This is a genomic window from Mycolicibacterium doricum, from assembly GCF_010728155.1.
GTDB classification, from domain to species: domain Bacteria; phylum Actinomycetota; class Actinomycetes; order Mycobacteriales; family Mycobacteriaceae; genus Mycobacterium; species Mycobacterium doricum.
Genome location: NZ_AP022605.1, coordinates 1,101,221 through 1,120,625 on the forward strand (window position 1 = coordinate 1,101,221; position 19,405 = coordinate 1,120,625).

21 protein-coding genes, 1 tRNA gene and 1 pseudogene are annotated in these 19,405 nt (G+C 66.4%); 11 read left to right on the forward strand and 12 right to left on the reverse strand.

The features are described 5' to 3' along the window. Window positions 1–4: 4 nt before the first annotated feature. From G6N07_RS05445 to G6N07_RS05465, 5 genes are all read right to left on the reverse strand, one after another. On the reverse strand, window positions 5–889 hold the full coding sequence (locus G6N07_RS05445) for an ABC transporter permease (protein ID WP_085191992.1): 885 nt from the start codon (window positions 887–889) through the stop codon (window positions 5–7). Next, window positions 886–1,791, reverse strand: a complete 906-nt coding sequence (locus G6N07_RS05450; protein WP_085191991.1) for an ABC transporter permease subunit — start codon at window positions 1,789–1,791, stop codon at window positions 886–888. The genes G6N07_RS05445 and G6N07_RS05450 overlap by 4 nt, the downstream gene beginning before the upstream one ends. Then, window positions 1,788–2,888 carry an ABC transporter substrate-binding protein gene (locus G6N07_RS05455; RefSeq protein WP_235849836.1) on the reverse strand — a complete coding sequence of 367 codons (1,101 nt, stop codon included), beginning with the start codon at window positions 2,886–2,888 and terminating at the stop codon, window positions 1,788–1,790. The genes G6N07_RS05450 and G6N07_RS05455 overlap by 4 nt, the downstream gene beginning before the upstream one ends. Before the next feature lie 122 nt (window positions 2,889–3,010). Beyond that, window positions 3,011–3,661 carry a phosphonatase-like hydrolase gene (locus tag G6N07_RS05460; protein ID WP_235849830.1) on the reverse strand — a complete coding sequence of 217 codons (651 nt, stop codon included), beginning with the start codon at window positions 3,659–3,661 and terminating at the stop codon, window positions 3,011–3,013. 56 nt (window positions 3,662–3,717) lie between these two features. Continuing rightward, the gene (locus G6N07_RS05465; RefSeq protein WP_085191988.1) at window positions 3,718–4,833 is read right to left on the reverse strand and encodes a TIGR03364 family FAD-dependent oxidoreductase; all 1,116 of its coding nucleotides are present in this window, start codon (window positions 4,831–4,833) and stop codon (window positions 3,718–3,720) included. A 368-nt stretch (window positions 4,834–5,201) separates the two neighbouring features. Here G6N07_RS05465 and G6N07_RS05470 point away from each other — a divergent pair, with 368 nt between their 5' ends. Both G6N07_RS05470 and G6N07_RS05475 read left to right on the forward strand, forming a co-directional pair. Further along, complete coding sequence (locus G6N07_RS05470; RefSeq protein ID WP_085191987.1) at window positions 5,202–5,915, forward strand: GntR family transcriptional regulator; 714 nt, start codon at window positions 5,202–5,204, stop codon at window positions 5,913–5,915. 15 nt (window positions 5,916–5,930) lie between these two features. Then, complete coding sequence (locus G6N07_RS05475; RefSeq protein WP_163784100.1) at window positions 5,931–6,080, forward strand: hypothetical protein; 150 nt, start codon at window positions 5,931–5,933, stop codon at window positions 6,078–6,080. 3 nt (window positions 6,081–6,083) lie between these two features. Here G6N07_RS05475 and G6N07_RS05480 read toward each other — a convergent pair whose 3' ends face one another. The 3 genes from G6N07_RS05480 to crcB (G6N07_RS05490) are packed head-to-tail and all read right to left on the reverse strand — an operon-like array spanning window position 6,084 to window position 7,857. Next, window positions 6,084–7,106, reverse strand: coding sequence for a DUF190 domain-containing protein (locus G6N07_RS05480; RefSeq protein ID WP_085191986.1), 1,023 nt, complete (start codon window positions 7,104–7,106; stop codon window positions 6,084–6,086). Next, on the reverse strand, window positions 7,103–7,462 hold the full coding sequence (gene crcB / locus G6N07_RS05485) for a fluoride efflux transporter CrcB (RefSeq protein WP_085191985.1): 360 nt from the start codon (window positions 7,460–7,462) through the stop codon (window positions 7,103–7,105). Before crcB (G6N07_RS05485) ends, G6N07_RS05480 begins: the two co-directional genes overlap by 4 nt. Beyond that, a complete protein-coding gene (gene crcB / locus G6N07_RS05490) occupies window positions 7,459–7,857 on the reverse strand; it encodes a fluoride efflux transporter CrcB (RefSeq protein WP_085191984.1) in 399 nt (132 codons plus the stop codon). The genes crcB (G6N07_RS05485) and crcB (G6N07_RS05490) overlap by 4 nt, the downstream gene beginning before the upstream one ends. A gap of 72 nt (window positions 7,858–7,929) precedes the next feature. Here crcB (G6N07_RS05490) and pgm point away from each other — a divergent pair, with 72 nt between their 5' ends. From pgm to G6N07_RS05515, 5 genes are all read left to right on the forward strand, one after another. Then, entirely contained in the window at window positions 7,930–9,564 is a 1,635-nt protein-coding gene (gene pgm / locus G6N07_RS05495; protein WP_085191983.1) for a phosphoglucomutase (alpha-D-glucose-1,6-bisphosphate-dependent), read from the forward strand. 13 nt (window positions 9,565–9,577) lie between these two features. Next, complete coding sequence (locus G6N07_RS05500) at window positions 9,578–10,846, forward strand: MFS transporter (RefSeq protein ID WP_085191982.1); 1,269 nt, start codon at window positions 9,578–9,580, stop codon at window positions 10,844–10,846. Window positions 10,847–10,901: 55 nt separating this feature from the next. Next, window positions 10,902–10,977, forward strand: a tRNA-Ala gene (locus tag G6N07_RS05505). A 175-nt stretch (window positions 10,978–11,152) separates the two neighbouring features. Next, window positions 11,153–11,365 carry a hypothetical protein gene (locus G6N07_RS05510; protein ID WP_163784102.1) on the forward strand — a complete coding sequence of 71 codons (213 nt, stop codon included), beginning with the start codon at window positions 11,153–11,155 and terminating at the stop codon, window positions 11,363–11,365. A gap of 102 nt (window positions 11,366–11,467) precedes the next feature. Further along, window positions 11,468–11,701: a hypothetical protein gene (locus tag G6N07_RS05515; RefSeq protein WP_163784104.1), complete on the forward strand. Its 234-nt coding sequence runs from the start codon at window positions 11,468–11,470 to the stop codon at window positions 11,699–11,701. On the opposite strand, the pseudogene G6N07_RS20180 reads toward G6N07_RS05515, so the two are convergent. The 3 genes and pseudogenes from G6N07_RS20180 to G6N07_RS05530 form a co-directional block, all read right to left on the reverse strand. After that, window positions 11,624–12,394 (reverse strand): annotated as a pseudogene (locus G6N07_RS20180) (recombinase family protein); the annotation flags it as partial. The gene G6N07_RS05515 and the pseudogene G6N07_RS20180 overlap by 78 nt on opposite strands. Then, window positions 12,307–12,660, reverse strand: coding sequence for a recombinase family protein (locus G6N07_RS20685; RefSeq protein ID WP_318652443.1), 354 nt, complete (start codon window positions 12,658–12,660; stop codon window positions 12,307–12,309). The pseudogene G6N07_RS20180 and the gene G6N07_RS20685, both read right to left, overlap by 88 nt. Further along, window positions 12,638–13,102: a helix-turn-helix domain-containing protein gene (locus tag G6N07_RS05530; RefSeq protein ID WP_085191981.1), complete on the reverse strand. Its 465-nt coding sequence runs from the start codon at window positions 13,100–13,102 to the stop codon at window positions 12,638–12,640. The genes G6N07_RS20685 and G6N07_RS05530 overlap by 23 nt, the downstream gene beginning before the upstream one ends. Window positions 13,103–13,164: 62 nt before the next feature. Here G6N07_RS05530 and G6N07_RS05535 point away from each other — a divergent pair, with 62 nt between their 5' ends. Then, the gene (locus G6N07_RS05535; protein WP_404822152.1) at window positions 13,165–13,524 is read left to right on the forward strand and encodes a 6-pyruvoyl trahydropterin synthase family protein; all 360 of its coding nucleotides are present in this window, start codon (window positions 13,165–13,167) and stop codon (window positions 13,522–13,524) included. Between the two features lie 266 nt (window positions 13,525–13,790). Here the strand turns inward: G6N07_RS05535 and G6N07_RS05540 are convergent, their stop codons facing one another. Further along, window positions 13,791–16,142 (reverse strand): putative transposase, encoded by a 2,352-nt coding sequence (locus G6N07_RS05540; protein ID WP_133055554.1) that lies wholly within the window; start codon window positions 16,140–16,142, stop codon window positions 13,791–13,793. A 285-nt stretch (window positions 16,143–16,427) separates the two neighbouring features. On the opposite strand from G6N07_RS05540, the gene G6N07_RS05545 reads away from it, so the two are divergent. From G6N07_RS05545 to G6N07_RS05555, 3 genes are read left to right on the forward strand one after another with little or no spacing between them, the layout of a single operon-like run. Next, complete coding sequence (locus tag G6N07_RS05545) at window positions 16,428–16,718, forward strand: hypothetical protein (protein WP_085191978.1); 291 nt, start codon at window positions 16,428–16,430, stop codon at window positions 16,716–16,718. A gap of 15 nt (window positions 16,719–16,733) precedes the next feature. Next, window positions 16,734–18,386, forward strand: coding sequence for an alpha/beta hydrolase (locus tag G6N07_RS05550; protein ID WP_085191977.1), 1,653 nt, complete (start codon window positions 16,734–16,736; stop codon window positions 18,384–18,386). Then, entirely contained in the window at window positions 18,383–19,048 is a 666-nt protein-coding gene (locus G6N07_RS05555) for a hypothetical protein (RefSeq protein WP_085191976.1), read from the forward strand. The genes G6N07_RS05550 and G6N07_RS05555 overlap by 4 nt, the downstream gene beginning before the upstream one ends. Window positions 19,049–19,405 lie beyond the last annotated feature (357 nt).

Consider the following 19,405-nt stretch of genomic DNA (forward strand, 5'->3'; position numbering starts at 1 on the left):
GTTGCTATTTGGCCCGATCATCGATGCCCGGCAGCAGACGAAGCGGCTCCCCCTGGCTCGCTCGGGCCAGGAGCACCGACACGACGAACATGAGCACGAAGGTGAACATCGCCATGACGGCAACGCCGTTGGGATTCCCGCGGGTGTCGTCGAGCGCGGCCACCTGCCAGACCGGCAGCGTCTCGAACGAGTTGCCGGTGATGACCCGAGCGATCGAGTATTCCCCGAAAGAGGTGGCGAACGTGAGGATAGATCCGGTGATAATCCCTGTGCGAATGTTCGGAATGATCACGCGGACAAGGGTTGAAAACGGCGAGGCCCCCGATGCTTCAGCCGCCTCCGACAACCGGCGCGCCCCGGCCGACGCCATCGAACCGTCGACCGGCCACAGGAAGAACGGGAACGCCAGCGCCACGTGGCCGAGCACGACGAGAAGGACGCTCGACTCCCACGGCTGGGTCAGCTCGCTCGCGCCGGCCAGGCGTTTGATGCCGTACGCGAGCACCACGAACGGCAGTGCGAACGGCAGCAGCGCACACAACTGCATCACCGTGCGGATGCGCGGATTGCGCACGTATGCCCAATACAGCGCCGGAAGAACGAGTATCGCGACGATGACCACCGTCACCGCGGCCAGCCAGGTCGACTTCAGCAATGCCGACACGACACGCGGTTCGCTGAGTGTGTCGATCCACCACCGCAGGGTGAAGCCGTCGGGGAAAGCCTGATTGCGCCAGACCGTCGCAACCGAGTAGAGCAGCGTGGCGACCACGGGAAGCGCCAGGAAGACTCCCCACGCTCCCAGCAGGGTCCACTTCGGCCAGTTACGCGTGCTGACCCGAACGCGAGGGATGTGGGCGGACACGGCGATCGGAGCGGTTGTCGTCATCGCGCCCCCTCCAGCCGCGCCAGCATGCGGGAGGCGATCATCCGATAGAGGACGAGCGCCACCGCCGAGATGACCATCAACAACACCGCCAGCGCCGCTGCCCGCTCGAACCTGTTGCCACCGCCGGTGGCAGAGAACAAGAAGTTGCCCAGTCGCGTTGTGATCAAGAACCTCGTCGACGTCTCACCGAGTAAGGCATACGGAACCGAGAACTGACCGAGCGACCACGCGAAGGTCAGCACCCATCCGGACAGTAGAAACGGAAAGAGCACCGGAACGCCGACACGGCGCCAGAAATACCAGCGCCCACCACCGGCGGTTTGCACCGCTTCCCACCATTCAGGTCGGATCACCGACATCGCCGGCAGCACCAGTAGCACGTAGAGCGGAAGAATGAAGTACACGTAGGTGACGACGAGCCCCCAGAACGAGTACAGGTTGAGCCCCAGGGTGTAGGAGAACCAGTCCTGCAGGAGCAGCCGGACGAACCCGACCGCTCCCAGCGTCGACACCATGGCGATCGCCAACGAGGCGCCGCCGAAGTTGGCGGCGACGTTGAGCAGCGCCTGCGAGCCGGCGCGGCCGTGGCGGCCCAGGCTCGCCACCTGGTAGGCAAGCACCGAGCCGGCGACCGTGCAGATCGTCGCCACGAGTGTTGCCAGGGCAAAAGAGCGCACCATCGCGTCGCGGGTGATCTGCTGGGTGAAGATGTCGCGCCAGGGTTCCAGCGTCCAACCGCCGTCGGGCCCGGAAAAGCTGAGGCGAACAAGCCACCACGCCGCCGCGACCAACAGCACTCCGGCAGTCAGGATGAACGGCACGGCGGGTGCCCACTGCGTCATCGCAGATCGTAGTTCGCCCAGCCGCCGGCGAGCAGCCTCGGAGACCGGCCCAGGTGTCATCCGGCCTCCGTGAGCACTTCGTTCTCCCAGCGCTCGGCGACGACGGACGGGTTGGGCCACTCATCGCCGGGATACTCCGCCACGTTGACGTACTCCGCTTCCGGCAGCCACGATGCCTTTAGTTCCTCCGGGACCTCGAGCTTGCCCAGGGTGTAGAGAACGGGGCGGGCGCCGACCCTGGCGAAGACCAGCTGACCTTCGTCGGAAAGCGTATGGTCGAGAACGAGTTTCGCCAGATCGGGGTCCTCGGTCTTCTTGTTGCACATCGTCGCCGACGGTGACCAGACGCCGCCCTCTTCCGGAATCGTGATGTCGACGCCGATGCCCTTGTTCTTGACGAGATCGGCGGTCTGGATGTTGACGAAGTCGTAGGCGAGCCGGATCGGCGTCTCCCCGCGCTCGAATGCCGCGGCCGAGTATTCGGCGTCGTTGCGCTGACCCAGCCGGAAGAACTCGGCCCAGTAGTCGATCGCGGCGTCCAGGTCGAATTCACCCTTGGTGGTCGACAGTGCCGCGGCGGTCGAGAACACGGTGGCCTGCCCGGTTCCTGAGGTGATGGGGTTCGACATGGACACCTTCCCCTTGTACTCGGGCTTGAGCAGATCAGCGAAGGATTTCGGCGGGCTGGGCACCACCGACGTGTTGGTGATGATGGAGATGACGCCCACGGCCGTGGCGACCCATCCACCGGTGGCGGACTTGTAAGCGTCCGGTAGTTCGGCGGCCGCTTCGGGCATGTAGTCGAGCAACACGCCCTCCTCTTCGGCCACCTGACCGAAGGCGATGCCGATATCCGAGCACATCGGCGCGTTGGTCGTCTCGTTCTTGAAGGCGGCGATCTCCTCAGCTGAACTCATGTCGGTGTCGGTGCGGTTCTTGGCCTCGACCGCAAAGCCGTTGCAGCCCAGCTCGTAGGTGTCACAGACCGACTGATAGAACTCGCCGAAGTTGATCCAGTCGTCGGGCATGCCCGCGGTTCGGAACGACTTCGCCTGCTCCTTGGCGGCGGTGACGTCCGCGGGCGCCGAGGCGTCGGCAGGCGTGCCGGCGTCCGAGCCGCTGCACGACACAAGCGGCAGCGCGATCGCCGTCAGCACCGCGGGGATCAGCCGTCGTGACCGGCGTCCGCTCTCACATTGGGGTGTTCTGCTCTGTTGACCAGGTACATACCCAGGTACATACATTGTGGGGCCTCCTTCTGGACCGAGATGAATAGGGATCAACGACGCTGCAGGATGAGGTCGGCGAATTGGGTGACGGAGCCGACGATGTGGGTGGCTCCTGCATCTCGCAGCTCCCGTTCGTTGTGGGCGCCGGTGAGCGTGCCGGCAGCCACCGAAGCGCCTGCGCGACGGGCGCTTTCAATGTCGCTGGTGGTGTCGCCCAACGCAGCGACCTCATAGACGGCGTCGACCTGCAGCCGCATCAGTGCGGTGAGGATGAGGTCGGGATGCGGACGGCCGCGCACACCGTCGCCGGGTGCGAGTACCAGGTCGACCAGCGACTGCCAACCCAGCGCGGCGAGCAGCTTCTGCTGGATGACCGAGCTGAACCCGGTGGTCAGGGCGACCTTCACCCGGGCATCGCGCAGTCGCGTGATCGCCTCCTCCACACCGGCGATCGGTGCGGCGTGGCCACTGTCGATGAATTCGGCGTACGCGAGCTCGAACGCGGCATTAGCGCGCTGCGCCCGCTTCTGGTCACGAAAAAGCGTCTCGAAGACGGAGATCTTCGACTGCCCCATGGTGTCGAGCAGGTATCGGCGGGCGTCGTCTCGTTCAGCTCCGGAGTCGGGCAATCCCGCCGCGGTGGCCGCCGCCTCGAAGGCGCTGACCACGAGTCCGTCGTCGGCGACGGTGGTGCCGGCCATATCGATAACAGCAAGTTCAATGTGGTTGGGCTGCACAGTTTCGCCTCGGCTCTCGGTCAGAGGTTGATGAGGTCGGCGGTTTGTTCGGCCAGTGCGGGTGCGAGCGTCATGCCCCGGCCGCCGGGACCCGTGATGACCCACACGCTGTCCGCCGGCGACGTGCGGCACGCCAGCGGGGCTGCGTCGGTGCTCTGGCTGTAAACGCCCGCCCAGCGCTGAACGACGGGAGGTAACGGGCGGCCGAGGAATCCCTCGACGACGTCCATCAGGTATGCGTACGGCGACTCGTCCAGGTCGAAGTCGAACGGCTCGTCATACTCGTGGGTGTCGCCGATCGTCAAGCCGCCGTGTAGTCGTTGCACGCACAGCAGCTGGATGCGGTGCTTGTCGGCGACGGTGTCCTGGGGCTCGTTGCTTTGCAACGCCTCGAGTGCCGCACCGGCGAAGCCGGGGTAGTAGCGGAAGCTGTCGCCGTCGGCGATGGCCGTGGTCAGCTGCTCCCCGAGTGGCTCGGTCTGCATCATCTGCAGCCGCACTCGGCGCACCGGCAGCGGACCGGCGAGCTCCCGCACCAGGCCGCCATGCGCGGCACCCGGGCACACGATGACCACGTCACCGTCGTAGCGGCGGCCGTGATCGTCGACGACAGAAGCGCCGTCGGCCGAACGCGCCTCGCTGCCCGCCATGAACCGGTACCGGCCGCTGGCCGCCATGTGCTCGCGCAGTGCGGGCAGCACCTGCCGCGGTTCGACAACTGCGTCGGTCGAACAGCGCAGCCCGGCCAGGTACTCACCTCGCAAGGCGGGGTTCAGCGCTGCGACCTGTTCGGGGTCCAGTAGCGCGAAGCCACGCAACTCGGCGTCCGCCCGGGCGACCATTTCCTCGGCGACGGCCAGTTCACCGCCGGTGCGCAACAGAGTCAGCGAGCCAGCGGGCCGGAATCCGACCCCGGGCACGTCGGCACCGAGCTTCTCCCACAGTTCACGGGCGCGCAGGGTGGCCTCGAGTTCGTGGGCCGCCCGGCCGGACAGCCAGACCAGGCCGAAGTTGCGCACTGTCGCGCCACGCGCCTGGGCTTCGCGTTCCAGCTGGACGACGTCGTGTCCGCGGCGGATCGCCTCGAGCGCGTGGGTGGTGCCGAGGATGCCGCCCCCGATGACCGTTACACGCACGTCCCGGACCTTTCTTGGCCATGGCTACCGCGCCTCGACCCGTGGGTATTGAGAGCACGAACAGAAGGTGAAAAATTGGTATAGACCAATGCGAATACACTCCGATCTATGCCGGTGCGACAGGAGACCGCAGATCTGCTGTGCTCGTTACGAGGAGTCTGGGACGGGGAGGCCGTCGACGAACTGGGCCACGCCCTGCAATCGGGGCGCACGCGCGATCGAGGACAACGCCGATGACGAATTGACCCTCGCCGCCACGCTGCACGAACTGCGGCACAGCCGACTGTGCGGTGGCCCGGACCGCGCCGATCACGACGTGGGGATATCCTTACTCTTGTGGAACGGGTTGTAGGCCAACAGCAATCGATATGAGTGGAGCAGCCCGACTGCCGAAGCCATACGTGGTCCGCACGGCGCTCGACGAGATGCTCGCCGACCTGCAGGAGGGTGACCCGGTGCCCGCAGAGCGCGAGCTCGCCGTCCGCTTCGGGGTGGCACGGGAAACCGTTCGGCAGGCATTGCACGAGCTCCTGGTGGAGGGGCGCATCGAGCGCCGCGGACGCGGTACCGTGGTGTCTCGGCCCAAGCTGACCCAGCCGCTTTCGTTGAAGTCCTACACCGATGGTGCGCTTCGGATGGGCCGAGTCCCCGGGCGTCTGCTTGTCACCTGGGAGGACATCGAAGCCAGCCCGGCATTGGCTGCAGCGCTGTCGGTTCCAGCGGGAGAGCCGATCATGCATCTCGAGCGGGTGCTGCTGGCCGACGGGCAGCGCATCGGGCTGGAGAGCACGTACCTGCCCAATCACCGGTTCGGCTATCTCAGAAGGACGTTCGACCCTACGACATCGCTGTATGCCGCGATCCGTGCCGGTGGCGTGCGGTTCGCTTCGGCGGTCGAACGGATCGAGACCGTGCTGCCCTCACCCCGTGAAGCGGATCTGCTCGAATCCACCACGGCCATGCCCATGCTGCTGCTCGACCGGCGCTCATTGGATACCGAGGGCGTGCCGATCGAAGCCGTTCGCGCCGTGTACCGCGGTGACCGGGTGGCGTTCGAGGCAGTGCTGACCGACCCCGACTGACGGCGTACTGGCCGGGTGCGCGAGAAGTGCTACCCGAAGTTCGGTGTGGGGGCGGTTCGGATGGTGCGTGCCACGGGTACGCCGATCGCCGCGGTCGCGCGGGACGTCGTCCCGTGGACCTCGGCGGCGCTGGTGGTGTCGGGCGCGCCGCGCGTCCGTCGGTGAAGGTCACAGCGCGCCTTGGCGGACGCCGCTGTCGATGGACACCGCTGCTGGCACCGGTTCGACGGTGACCACACCGTGCTGCGCGGTCAGGGCGTCGACCACCGCGAATCCGGCCGCGATCCGCTCGTGGGTGTCCACCACGATCGTCGACACCGGGACACGGCGGCCGACGCGCAACAGACTGTCCGCGAGCGGTGCCGTGTCGCCCTGCGAGCCCCATACTCCGCGAAGCACGGTGACCCCGGCGCTCTGGTGCACTTCGCGAAGGCGGGCGACCAGCGCCCGGTGTACCGGCACACCGTGGTAGAGCGCCGACGCGCAAGTCTGCACCGTCAGCTTCTGGAGAACATCATTGCCCGCGACAGCCGACGGCTGTGAGACCAGCGTGCCGTCGAGCTTGCATACGTCCACCGCCGCGACGGTGACCATCTGCACACCCGGTGTGCCGTGCACTTCGTCGAGCGCCTCGACCGCCCGCGTGCAGGGGCCCACGGCGACGACCACCGCGGGCACCGTCACGTTGCGGCTGAAGAACGCGGCACGCTGCCTGCGCCCGCCCGCGGTGCCGTCGACCCCGAGGAGGGCCGTCGCGGCGTGGAACCCGTGGCGATGCAGCACGTCACAGACGGCGGCGTAGGCGAGCACTCCTGACGTCCGGTGACCACGTTTCACGTACGCCGTCACCTTGACCGACGGCCCACCGGGTAGAGGCCCGTCCGCCGACTGCACCGATTCGAGCGTGACGAGTCCTCGAGGGACGAGTTCGACCGCCCGCGACGCCAGAGCGCGTATCGTCGGGGCGGTGTCGACTGCGGTGACCGCGATCGGGGGGTCCTCCGACCCGGTGAGCGTGACATCGCTTCGCAGTTCGTGCCGTGGCCCGAATCCCGCGATCCCGCGCACCACGATGCTGTGGGCCACCGGCTCGGCGTCGTACACGTCGAGTAGTGCATCTGCGGTGAACCGGTCACCGCTGCGCGCACGTTCGCCGACGTAGACGGTCATCTGCAGGAGGTCGCCGCTCACAGCAGGCTCCCGAGCCACAGACCCACCGCCGCGGCGGCGAGGCCGGCGGCGACACTGCCGACCACGTTGGCGGCCGCCGGCCAGCCGCGGCGCTCCTCGGCGAGGCGTTGGGTCTCCAGCATCCAGGTGGAGAAGGTCGTGTACGACCCGATGAACGCCGTGCCCATGAGAAGTGCCAGCTCCGGTCTCAGCGCCAGACCGCCGAGGAACCCCAGGACGAAGGCCCCGCTGATGTTGACCGCCAAAGTGCCGAACGGAAACGGTCGCCCCATCGCCGCGGTGACCGTGCGGTCCAGCACGAATCGGCACACCGCGCCCGCCCCGCCGAGGAGCATCACCCCCGCCCACACGATCATCGGCGGAGGCGTGCCCGTCTCACCAGCGCGGTCGCGACCACGACCGCGGCCAGTCCGGCCGCCAGGCTGGCCACGGTGTAGCCGGCCGCCAGCCCGAGGTGGCCGTGCTCGAGCATCCGCACCGTCTCCACCTGCATGGTCGAGAACGTCGTCAGGCCCCCGCACAGGCCGGTGCCCAGAAGCGGACGGCGGTAGCTCGACACCGGCAGCCTCTCGAGTAACCGCGTGGTGACGTAGCCGAGCAGGAATGCCCCCACGATGTTGACCGTGAAGGTTGGCCACGGCCACCGGCCCGGGTCGGCTGCGGCGAGTTCCTCGAACCCCGCCCGCGCCAGTGTGCCCAGCGCTCCGCCGACGAAAACCGCGGCCAATTCCCGACCGTCGAATCGAAGCATGACCGAGAGTATGGCGGGAATACCGTCCGGTCGTCGGACAGCGCCACGTCGTAAGGGAGCAGAATCGAGATCATGGCGGCCAACCCCCGCGCCGGGCAGCCGGCGCAACCCGAAGACCTCATCGACGTCGCGCAGGTCGTGACGGCGTACTACGCCGTGCATCCCGACCCCGACGACGTCGCCCAGCAGGTGGCGTTCGGCACCTCGGGGCACCGCGGTTCCAGCCTGGACGCGGCGTTCAACGAGGCACACATCCTGGCGACCACGCAGGCGATCGTCGAGTACCGCGCCGCCCACGGCGTGACCGGGCCGCTGTTTATCGGCCGCGACACCCACGCCCTGTCGGAGCCGGCGTGGACCTCGGCGCTCGAGGTGCTGGCCGCCAACGACGTTGTCGCGATGATAGATTCCGCCGGCCGCTACACACCCACCCCGGCCGTCAGCCACGCCATCCTGAAGTTCAACCGCGGCCGGGACACCGATCTCGCCGACGGGATCGTCGTCACCCCGTCACACAACCCGCCCCGCGACGGCGGGTTCAAGTACAACCCGTCCAACGGTGGGCCCGCCGACACCGACGCCACCGGGGCGATCGCCAGACGGGCGAACGAGATCCTGCGGAACGGTCTGCGCGACGTGAAACGGATGCCTCTGGCCCGGGCGCTGCAGACCGCGCAGCGGCACGACTACCTCGATGCCTACGTGGCGGACCTGCCGAATGTGGTCGACCTCCACGCAGTCCGCGCCGAAGGGGTCCGCATCGGCGCCGATCCGCTCGGCGGCGCCAGCGTCGATTACTGGGGCGCGATCGCCGAGCGACACAATCTGAACCTCACCGTGGTCAACCCGCTGGTGGACGCGACGTGGCGGTTCATGACCCTCGACGGGGACGGCAAGATCCGGATGGACTGCAGTTCCCCCAACGCCATGGCGTCTCTTATCGGGAAGATCGGCGATTATCAGATCGCCACCGGCAACGACGCCGACTCAGACCGGCACGGCATCGTCACGCCCGACGGTGGATTGATGAATCCCAACCACTACCTCGCCGTGGCGATCGACTACCTGTTCACCCACCGGCCTGACTGGCCGTCGTCGACCGCGGTGGGCAAGACCGCGGTGAGCTCGTCGATCATCGACCGCGTGGTGGACGGTCTGGGCCGCACACTGCAGGAGGTGCCGGTCGGCTTCAAATGGTTCGTCGACGGCTTGATCAGCGGCACAATCGGTTTTGGGGGCGAGGAGAGTGCCGGGGCGTCGTTCCTGCGCACCGACGGCACCGTGTGGACCACCGACAAGGACGGGATCATCCTGGCGCTGCTGGCTTCGGAGATCCTCGCGGTGACCGGTTCGACGCCGTCGCAGCGATATGCCGAACTCGCCGAGAAGTACGGCGCCCCGACCTATGCGCGCATCGACGCGCCGGCCGACCGCGAGCAGAAGGCACGGCTGGCCAAGCTCTCACCGGAGCAGGTCACCGCCACCGAGCTGGCCGGAGAGCCGATCACGGCAAAGCTGACGGCTGCCCCGGGCAACGACGCGCCGCTGGGTGGGCTGAAGGTGACCACCGAGAACGCGTGGTTCGCCGCGCGGCCTTCGGGCACCGAGGACGTGTACAAGATCTACGCGGAGTCCTTCAAGGGGCCTGAGCACCTCGCCGAGGTGCAGGCGGCTGCGCGTGACGTGGTGGCGGCGGTCATTTCGTGAAGCGGGTCAGTGCGTGAGTTCGCGTACGGAGGGCCACTGTCCGGAGACGACGAAACCGCGGCTGCCGCGCGAAGTGTGGGTACTGGTCGTCGCCAACGTCGTCGTTGCGCTCGGCTACGGAGTGGTGGCCCCGGTGCTGCCGCAGTACGCACGGCACTTCGGTGTCAGCATCAGCGCGGCGACGTTCGTGATCACCGCCTTCGCGGTGATGCGACTGGTCGCGGCGCCTGCGGCCGGGCTGTTCGTGCAGCGGCTGGGGGAGCGGCGGGTCTATGTCAGTGGCCTGATCATCGTCGCCCTGTCGACGGCGGCGTGCGCATTCGCCGAGACCTACTGGCAGCTCTTGCTGTTCCGCTCGCTGGGCGGGATCGGTTCGGCGATGTTCACGGTGTCGTCGCTGGGGCTGATGATTCGGATATCACCCCCGGACGCGCGGGGACGTGTCGCGGGGTTGTTCTCGTCCGGGTTCATGGTCGGCTCGGTGGGCGGCCCCATCCTCGGCAGTCTGACCGCCGGCTTCGGGTTGTCGGCGCCGTTCGTCATCTACGGGGCGGCCCTGTTGGTCGCCGCGGTTGTGGTCTTCGTCAGCCTGCGCAACTCGGTGGTGGTCGCCCGGGCGGACGAGGATGCCGGGACGCCGGTGCCGTTCCGGGCGGTGATCCGACACCGGGCGTATCAGGCGGCCCTGTTCTCCAACTTCGCGACGGGGTGGACGTCGTTGGGCCTGCGGATCGCGCTGGTGCCGTTGTTCGTCGTCGAGGTGCTGGGCCGTGGGCCGGGAGCGGCCGGTCTGGCGCTCACGGCGTTCGCGGTGGGCAACATCTCCGTCGTCATCCCCAGCGGGTACCTCTCGGACCGCCTCGGGCGCCGCAAGCTGCTGATCTTCGGGCTGGCGTTGGCGGCGGTGTCGACCGCGCTGGTGGGGTTCACCACGTCGATGCCGGTCTTCCTGGCGGCCGCCTCCATCGCGGGCGCTGCCACGGGCGTGTTCGTCTCGCCGCAGCAGGCCGCCGTCGCCGACGTGGTGGGCAACAAGTTGCGGGGCGGCACCGCCGTTGCGACGTTCCAGATGATGGCCGATTTGGGCTCGATCGGCGGCTCTCTGCTGGTCGGCCTGATCGCCCAGTACACCTCGTTCGGCTGGGCGTTCCTGATCAGCGGCGTCATCCTGGGTGTGGCGGCGGTGGGCTGGATCTTCGCGCCCGAGACCCGTCCGCGGTCGTTCACCGAGCACACACCAGTCCGCCCGCTGGGACCGGAGGCCGGTGGCGAAGTGCCGTGACCAGCGATTTTGAGCGGCCACCCGTCGTGGTGTAACTTCGGTGGGCACGACTTACGGGGCTATGGCGCAGTTGGTAGCGCACCACACTGGCAGTGTGGGGGTCAGGGGTTCGAATCCCCTTAGCTCCACCAGATCGGCCTTACTCGAACCGCTGGCCAAAAGAATGCCAGCGAGTCCGGGTGGGGCCGTTTTGTTGTTCTTGGTTCGCTGGGACGCGACGGGGGCCGTGGTTCCGGTATCCGCCGCGACGGCGGTCATCACCTTCTTCGCTTCGGCGATATCGTCGAAGAGCGGTTTGAGTACGTCATGGGTCACTTCGCAGTCGTCGATGTAGAGCCTCTGAAAGAAAGTGTCGTTGAGATTGCGGCGTATCTGGCTGTTGCCGTTCTGGTAGAGATCGTGGGTGTCCGCAACGAGGTGGAGGGCGTCACGGAGGACACTTGCGCCGACGGAGAGCTGTTCGGCAGTTGTCGTGAGACCTGCTTCGACGCGGGCGCGGGCGATCTTGATATCGTTTAGTTTCGTTCTGATCTTCGCGGCGGGCAGTGTGCCGTCGGCAGCGAGGTCGATTAGTCGCGACTCCTTGTCATTCAGTTCGTTGATGCGCCGGGTGAGGGCGGCATGCGCTTCTCGCTCGCTGCCTTGGGCTTCGGCGAGCGCGGCGTCGAGTTTCTCCTGGCACTCGGTGGCGAAGTCCTCGCCAAGCTGGAAGCTGATGTAGTGGTCGACGACGGCCTGCTCGATTCGCGCGACGGCGATGTGCGGCAGGTCGCAGAGTCCGTCTTGTCGTGCGCGGCAAAGGAAGTAGCCGTAGCGTCTGGTGCGGCCTCTGGCTTCGGTGAAAATGAGCCGTGATGTTCGGCCGTGGTCGCGGCAGCGTTGGCAGAACAGCAGTCCTTTGAGGTAGTGGTTGAGGATGCGGTCGCGGGTGCCGCGTCCGCTGCGCGCCTGCTGGACTTCCTGAACACGCTCGAAGAGGTCCTGGCCGATGATCGGTTCGTGCCGTCCGGGGTAGATGTCACCTTTGTAGACGACGAAGCCGGCGTAGTAGGGGTCGCCGAGCATCCGGTGCATTTGCGTATCGGACATCGGTCGGCCTGCAGGCCAGCGGACGGTTGGCTTGCTGGTCAAGCCGAGGTCGGCCATCGTGGCAGTCAGCCGTTCGATGGAGTAGTCGCCGGTCGAGTAAAGCTCGCAGGCTTTCAATACCAATGGGGCACGGTCGGGGTCGAGGCTGACGGTGTTGATCTGTCGCCCTTCGATTACGGTCCTGGTGTTGAGGTAGCCGATTGGGGCTCTTCCCGTAGTACCGCCGTTGATGGCTTTGTGCTGCAGTTTGATTCGGATGTCTTCACCGCTGAGCTTGTTCTGGACATCGTTGAAGATGTCGGTGACGGCCTCCATCATGTCGGCGTAGACGCCGTCGCCGAAGTCCTCTCGCGCAGAGACGAGTTTGACGTTCAGCTTGTCGAGGAGCCGTTTGGTGATGGCGGCGTCGATGTAGTTGCGGAAGGCGCGTGAGCGGGCGTAGACGATGACGTAGCGCACGGGTTTTCTCGCAGGAATGTCAGCATGTCCTGGAAGGCTTGGCGCTTCTCGATCGTGGATGCTGAGACACCCGGCTCGACAAACTCCCGGACGACATCGGCGCCAAGGTCGTTTGCCTTACGGGTACTGACTTCGCGCTGCGTGGCAATGGAGTTGCCGTCGGGGTCGATGTCGACCGCTGTGTCCATCTGTTTCTTGCTAGACACGCGGAGATAAAGAACGGCCTTGGTCACGTCCATCGGGTCATTCGTCGGGCTCATGCTCATTTCTCCTTCTTGATGTCGGCGGCGTGTGGGGCGGAAGTTGATTGCGGTTCCCCGAGAGCCTTAGAGCGGCCGACGAGGTGCGAGCGTGACTGTCGGCGAGGCTGTAGATGTACTGCGTCCGGTGGACGTAGCGCTCGATGTCGGTGATTGCAGCATCGGAAAGCTGGCCGGATTTGGCCCTCAGGTAGGTGCTGAGAGATGGCAGCTCATCGGCGGTCAGCCAGCCCACTGCAGTAAATAGGTCTACGGTGTTGATGTCGAGCACTCGTGCGATCGCTACTAGGCTTTCCATTCGCGGTTTGGCGATCATGCCCTGCTCTATATGCCAGACCGTTCCTGGGTCGACGTTCGCCTGACGTGCAACTTCGTTGACGCTCATACGCAATTCGTTGCGTTTCTTGGTAAGTATGTTTATGAGTTTGACGGTTTGTTCCGGTGTCATGAAAATGGCGCCCCCTTGTACCGTTAATTGTTAATTGGCGTGGCTCGCAGCGACTACGGTCGCTGCACGGTTACGCCCGGAGCGTCGAAATCCAGTTCCAGGCCTCTAACTTGGATCGTGCTGGCGTTGTCATCGACTTCTCCTCGATGAAGTCGATCAAGGCATTGTTGGAGATGCAGTTCGACCACACGGTCCTGGTCGCCCAGGACGACCCATTGCGAGAAGAGTTCGAGCGGTTAGCGTCGTTGGGGGCGGCCAACCTGCGCGTGATGGAAGACACAAGCCTCGAAGGTTCGGCTAGGTGGATACATGACGCCGTGACGCCCATCGTCGAAGTTGAGACATCCGGCCGCGTCCGAATCAGCCGAATTGAGGTACGCGAGAGCGCCAAAAACACAGTGCTGCTCTCACTTGGGCCTTAATGCGTGTCGGCGAAATTCACTCGCTGACAGGTACCGTTTCGTTTCATCCGTGCAATTCCATCTTGACTTCAACCCTGCGATCGCGAAACGTTCGGGTGCACACCCAAATACGCGGATCGGCAACCTGTTGTCATGGATTGCCAGATCTGCCTGAGTGCAGCCAGGTGTCGTAATAACGATCCCCGGCGCCGCGGCGAGTTTCGACGTGTCGTGTTCGGTAAGTTGCTCGCCCTGGGCGCTCACGGGTACAGGACTCCTGACATAGCTCAGTAATTGGTGTGCGGTCGTCGGTGGAATTTGATGCTGTAGCGCAGGGTCAGGCCGGTGCCGGGGTAGGCGGTGTGGGTGTCGTTGAGCAGTTCGCAGAGTTCGTCGATGGCGGCGGTGTGCCGGGGTGCGGGCAGCGGGTCGAGTCGGATGTGCAGGGTGTTGGTGTCGTGGTCGGGGATGATGTCGCCGGAGCCGGCCAGCGCGGTGCGGATCAGGGTGTGGGCTTCGTCGTCGGCGCGGGTGTAGCCGGTGTCGGTGAGGATCGCCCGGGCCAGCGATCGCATGGTGTTGTAGGCGGCGATGCGGATGGCGTGGTGGATCAGTTTGGTTTCGGTGTCGAGGACCTGCTGGCCGGGGTTGACCTGAGACAGCGGGACTCGGACCGGGATCGCCTGGTGGGCGGCGAGCGCCGCGTCGAGGGCGGCTTCGGCGGCGTGGGTGTCGGCGTTGATGGTGTTGATCATCTCGTTGGTCAGCACCACCGAGGTTCCGGGTTGCGGCGAGTGGGCGGCCAGCAGCGCGGCGTCGCTGGCGGTTTCGGCCAGATCAAGTGCCCGCCGGGCCTTTTCGACGGCGCGGTAGGCGGGCTTCTTGGCCGGGTTGGGCACCATCCGGTTGGCGTCGTCGTCGGTGGCGCGGTAGGTGTCGTGGGAGTCGAGGTCGAAATGGATGCGGCCGTAGCGGTAGTGGTTCTCCTGGCGCCAGCGGGACCCCATCCGGTAACGGATCTCGGCGGCGGGGAGATCGGCGCGGGTGGTCAGGATGTGCATTTGGCGGGCCGCGGCGGCGTCGTGCAGGCTGATCTGCCGCATCGCGAACACCTCACCCGCGCGTGGGCCCTCGGCGATGGCCAGCTCGACGCCGGTGTCGGCGAGGCGCCAGGTGTGGGTGCGGCCGTGCTCGTCGGTGTGGGTGTGCTCGGCGAACTCGTGCTCGGCGATGTCGGCGGTGGCGCCTTTGCGCCAGGTCAGGGTGTCGAACCCGGCCGCGTCCAGGTCGGCGAACAGGGTCGGGGACCAGCCGCCGCGGTCGAACCCGACCAGCACGCGGCGGTCGTCGCCGACCAGCGCACGCAGCTCGGGGATCAACCGGCGCAGCTCCGACGCCAGCGAGGCGGCGGGTTCGGCCATCACCACCAGCAAAGGGTCCCCGGCGGCGTCGGCGACCCAGGTTTCCACCGTGGCCGGGGCGGGGAACTTCAACCGCGGCACATGGGTTTTCGCGATCTTACGGGTGCCCTGATAGGCGCGCACATGCCCGTCGACATAGCACACCGCCACCTGCTCGGGCCGGGCCTGCACATGCCTGGCCGCCGTCGCGGCGATCCAGTCGCCGGCCCTGCCCGCCTGGGCGAGCAGCCCGATCTTGCGGCGGATCGTCTTCACCTCCGGCGCCCGGTCCAAACCGAGCACTCGACCCAGCGCGGACGGGTCGATCCGGGTGGCGCCCTCCGCGCGAGCCTCGCCGAGCAGGGCGCGGAACACGCTCTCGCACAACATCGTATCCAGCGAGTAGAACCCGTTCGGGAAATCGCCGTAGACGGTGTGCGCGCACTCGAGCAGCCCGGTCGCCGTCAACGCGGGCAGCGCCAGCAGCAGCCCGGCCAGCGGGGCCCGCGCACACGGTGTGAACACCGGTGCCGCGTAGCCGATCAACCCGAACGCCGCCAACGCCCGCTCACCAGAGCGGTCGACCGGATCCGCCAACACCGGCACCCGCGCAGGATCATCGGGAACCTCTGCGGGGCAACCCGTCTCCACCTTCGCCTCGGTCTTCGCCTGGGCCTTCGCCTCGGCCTCCACCGCGGGCTCGGCCTCCGCCTCGACCTCCGCCTCGGGCTCGGGCTCGCGCTCGACAGGGGCATCGGAAGTCGTTGCGAGGCACGGTTCCTCGGTACGGGGGCCGCCATGGGTGAGCACGAGCGCGTTGCGGACACTGCCCCTAGACACGCCGGTTTCGGCGGCGATGGCGCGGTAGGACGCCCCGCCGCCGCGCAGCCGGTGGATGGCCGCGACGGTGTCGGCGGTGAGTTTCGACCTGCGTTTGGGCCCTTTGCGTTCGGCGAGCAGCCCGGCCACACCGGAATCGGTGAGCTGGGTGTCCCAGCGCCGCACGGTGGCCGGTTTCACCGCGAACGCTTCGGCGGCCTCGAGCTGGGTGGCGGCCTTGATCCGGATCAGCGACACCGCCGCGAACCGGCGCGCCGCGGTGTCGCCGGCGTCCCAGGCGTAGGCCAGATTGCCGTGCACGAACACCCGGCCGCCGTCGTCGTCCTCGACCATCGCCGCGGCCGTGCCGACCGGGCGCGCGTCGCCCGGCGCCAACGGCAGGGGCGGCTGCGTGGTCATCACGGCCATCATCCACCACTCTCGAAGTCGCCGAATCGGTCTATCTATTATTGGACATCGCGGGCGGGAACCGCGCCGTGACACACCGGAAATGAGCAGATCAGAGCACAGAATTACCGACCGGGCACCGGCTCCATGTCAGGAGTCCTGGGGTAAGGCACCCGGATATTGTCGTACTTCTTACCGTGCGCTCGCCGGTACTCTTATCTTGAAGTTACGGTTTGCTCGGCATGAGGGAGGGGTCAATTGCCGAATGCAGTTCGCGTAGTACCCGAGGACCTTCACGTGTCGGCGTCCACGGTCGATGCCCATGGCGACGAGTTATGGTTACGGCATGGGTCCGCCGATAGCCGCGTCGAGGCGGCGCAGGTCGGTGTACCGGCGCAGGCCGCAACGGCACTCGCCGGTGCGCTGACCAAGTGGCAAGCTGACACGACGGCGCTCTTCGGCCGGTTCGTCGAGCTCAGTGAGGCGATGCGGACGGCCGCGCTCGGCTACGCGCAAACCGATGCGCACAACGCAGCACGTATCGCTGGCGTGGGCGACCAGGTGACCGCAGACAATCTCGGTCTGTAGCTGCCGGCCCTGACCATGACCATTTCTGTCGAGGAGATTGACCGCTGGGACGCCGGCGACGTGCGCGAAGTCTTCCATGCCACTCGTAGCCGGGCCGAGGCGGCATTCGAGGCGGCCGACGGCATTGCCGAGTTGCCTGCGTTCGGCACCTGGGGCGGCGATGCGTCGGCGGCAGCGAAGGAAGCGGTCGATGGGGTGCGCAAGGACCTCGACGCGCACGGGCAAGAGGCTTTGGCGGTTGCCCAGGCGGCGGGCCGAGCCGCCGACGACGACGAGCAGGTCAAGACGGACCTCGCGCAGCTGCGCGCAGAGGCGGAAAGCCTTGGCATGGTGGTCGTTCCGGTAAGCAACACCATCGAGCCGGGGCCGGGCGCGGCAGGCGCTGACCCAATGGAAGTCATGCTCAAGCAAATGCAGCTGCAACCGCGGCTCGATGCCATCCTGGCGGACGCGGTGCGCGCCGACCAGGAACTGAGCCAGGCGATCGCCATGGCGACCGGCGATGCGCCGATACCTGACTCTCCGCACACCAACGACCCGGCACTGCAGGACGCGCTCTCGCGGCCACTTCCCGAAGACCCGCAGCAGTTCAACGATCTGTGGGAGAAGCTGTCGCTGGAACAAAAGGAGTACCTGTACCGGCAGGACCACAGCATCGGCAACCATCCGGGCATGCCGTTTGTTGACCGGAACCTCTTCAACGAGCGGCACCTCGGCGAGCTGACGCAGTCCACGCAAGCCGAGGTTGACCGGCTACGGGCAGAGCACCCCGCCTGGGCGAGCGGCGCGGTGCCCAACCCGAAGGGCGACTACCAGAATTACCGCCAGTGGCGGGATTGGAAGCAGCAGTGGGACAGCGCTACCCACAAACTCGACGGCTACCAAGCGGTGACGGACACCTTGAACCGGAATGACGGCGTACCGCGTTTCCTCGGCCTCATCGACGACCAAGGCCATGCCGCCGTGTCTATCGGCAACCCGGATACCGCGATCCGCAACGCAACGCTGGTCCCCGGCACCGGACAGGACATGGTCGCCTTCACGGGCAGTGACGGCAAGTCCCTCGATATGTTCAACGCCGCCCTTGACGCCGATCCGAGCCTGACGAGCGCTGATGTCTCCGTCACCACCTGGATGGGCTATGACCGGCCGATGGACCTCGGCCAAGCCGCCGATTCCAGCTACGCGACCGGCGGCGCCGGTGCGCTCGAGTCCTACTTGGACGGCGTGCAGGCCTCCCACAGTGACCGCGTCCCACCTGCCATCGATACGGTGATCGGCCACAGCTACGGCTCAACCCTGGTCGGCGCCGCCGGTGCCAGTGATCACCACCTGGCCGTCGAGAACGTCATCGGTGTCGGCAGTCCGGGCATGATGGTGGGCCATGCCTCGGAACTCAACCTCGATCCGGGCGGCCAGGTCTACGCCACGCGCGCCCAGCACGACATCATTCACCTCGTCGCCGGTGCCTCCCTGGGGCCGAATCCGACATGGGACGGCTTCGGTTCCGTCGAGCTGGCAGCCGCACCAGGCCCTTCAACTGGACCGCCCATTCTGAATCTGCCGTCTGTGGGCGCACACAACAGCTACTGGGACGAGGGCAATCCCGCACTCGCCAACATGGGTGCCATCATTGCCGGGATGCCCCCACCAAAGGTCGTGCCATGACCGGCGAACGTCCTGGTACCGGCAAGCGATTCCCCGATGCGCTTCGACGTGTCTCAAACCTCGTGCTTTTGGTCGCACTGCTCGCGGGTTGCAGCGACGACGGCCCGCTCGGCCCGCTCGGCCCGCCCGTGCCCACCGGCGCTACCGATATTGGAGGTCCGCCTGTGACATCTGCTCCGCCGCCGCCACTCGGATGGAATCCGAAAGACGCTGTGCCGCAAAGCCAACAGCAGGCGCAAGACGCGCTGATGGACTACTTGACGCGCACGTTGCGTGAACTTCCGGCGGGCACGGTGCTCGACGCGACACGCTACGGAAGCGCCGGTCACAACAGTTGGTGCGAAGATGAGCCCGAAGATCCAAAGAGCGCCCCAACCCGGTTTCACACCTCGGGCGATCTCAAGTTTCCGCCGGGGACGAACCTCGATGCAATGATCAGGCGCACGGGCGATATCTGGCGCAGTTGGGGCTGGTACGTCTACGAGCGCGAGGGTTTCAGGACGCCGAACGAGTTCGGCTACGGCCCAGACGGTTACCGACTGCAGATCGTGGCGGCCGGGCGCCCGGCCTACGCACCTACCCTGAGCGGTTCGTCTCCATGTTTTCCCGGTGAAATCGCGACCGACGGGATTCCCTTCCCGATCGTGGTTGATCTTACTTGATGCCCGCCCGCCTCGCCGCCTCCGCTTCTCGTCCGGCTGCTGACGGCTTATCTGCCGGAAAGGGTCCACCCGCTCGCAAGTGAAAACGCGCCGCTGAAGGGATCTGCCAATCGGTTGTGGCTCAGCGATAGCACTGGGCATCGCACCGTGAAGGCAAGCTCGGCCCCTTTGCGATCAAGGACGTGCTCTCCAACCGGATCGTCGGACTCGATCGACCCGAGGATGAAGTCTAGTTGGCGAAGAAATACTACTTTTCGAGGATATCGACAAGGTCTGTCGGTGGAATCCACCTGCCGGCTTCGGAAGGAAGGATGCTCTCCATAGCAACCCATCGATCACCAAGGAAAGTCTGAACCT

What these genes read in the sequence shown, in the direction of transcription:
- pgm (WP_085191983.1), top strand. Translation starts at nt 7,930, where the DNA reads ATGGCGGCCAACCCCCGCGCCGGGCAGCCGGCGCAACCCGAAGACCTC.
- G6N07_RS05540 (WP_133055554.1), bottom strand. Translation starts at nt 16,142, where the DNA reads ATGACCACGCAGCCGCCCCTGCCGTTGGCGCCGGGCGACGCGCGCCCG.
- G6N07_RS05450 (WP_085191991.1), bottom strand. Translation starts at nt 1,791, where the DNA reads ATGACACCTGGGCCGGTCTCCGAGGCTGCTCGCCGGCGGCTGGGCGAA.
- G6N07_RS05530 (WP_085191981.1), bottom strand. Translation starts at nt 13,102, where the DNA reads ATGACACCGGAACAAACCGTCAAACTCATAAACATACTTACCAAGAAA.
- G6N07_RS20685 (WP_318652443.1), bottom strand. Translation starts at nt 12,660, where the DNA reads ATGAGCATGAGCCCGACGAATGACCCGATGGACGTGACCAAGGCCGTT.
- G6N07_RS05515 (WP_163784104.1), top strand. Translation starts at nt 11,468, where the DNA reads ATGCGCTTCTCGCTCGCTGCCTTGGGCTTCGGCGAGCGCGGCGTCGAG.
- G6N07_RS05460 (WP_235849830.1), bottom strand. Translation starts at nt 3,661, where the DNA reads ATGGCCGGCACCACCGTCGCCGACGACGGACTCGTGGTCAGCGCCTTC.
- G6N07_RS05550 (WP_085191977.1), top strand. Translation starts at nt 16,734, where the DNA reads ATGACCATTTCTGTCGAGGAGATTGACCGCTGGGACGCCGGCGACGTG.
- G6N07_RS05445 (WP_085191992.1), bottom strand. Translation starts at nt 889, where the DNA reads ATGACGACAACCGCTCCGATCGCCGTGTCCGCCCACATCCCTCGCGTT.
- G6N07_RS05510 (WP_163784102.1), top strand. Translation starts at nt 11,153, where the DNA reads ATGGGTCACTTCGCAGTCGTCGATGTAGAGCCTCTGAAAGAAAGTGTC.
- crcB (WP_085191984.1), bottom strand. Translation starts at nt 7,857, where the DNA reads ATGCTTCGATTCGACGGTCGGGAATTGGCCGCGGTTTTCGTCGGCGGA.
- G6N07_RS05470 (WP_085191987.1), top strand. Translation starts at nt 5,202, where the DNA reads ATGAGTGGAGCAGCCCGACTGCCGAAGCCATACGTGGTCCGCACGGCG.
- crcB (WP_085191985.1), bottom strand. Translation starts at nt 7,462, where the DNA reads ATGATCGTGTGGGCGGGGGTGATGCTCCTCGGCGGGGCGGGCGCGGTG.
- G6N07_RS05555 (WP_085191976.1), top strand. Translation starts at nt 18,383, where the DNA reads ATGACCGGCGAACGTCCTGGTACCGGCAAGCGATTCCCCGATGCGCTT.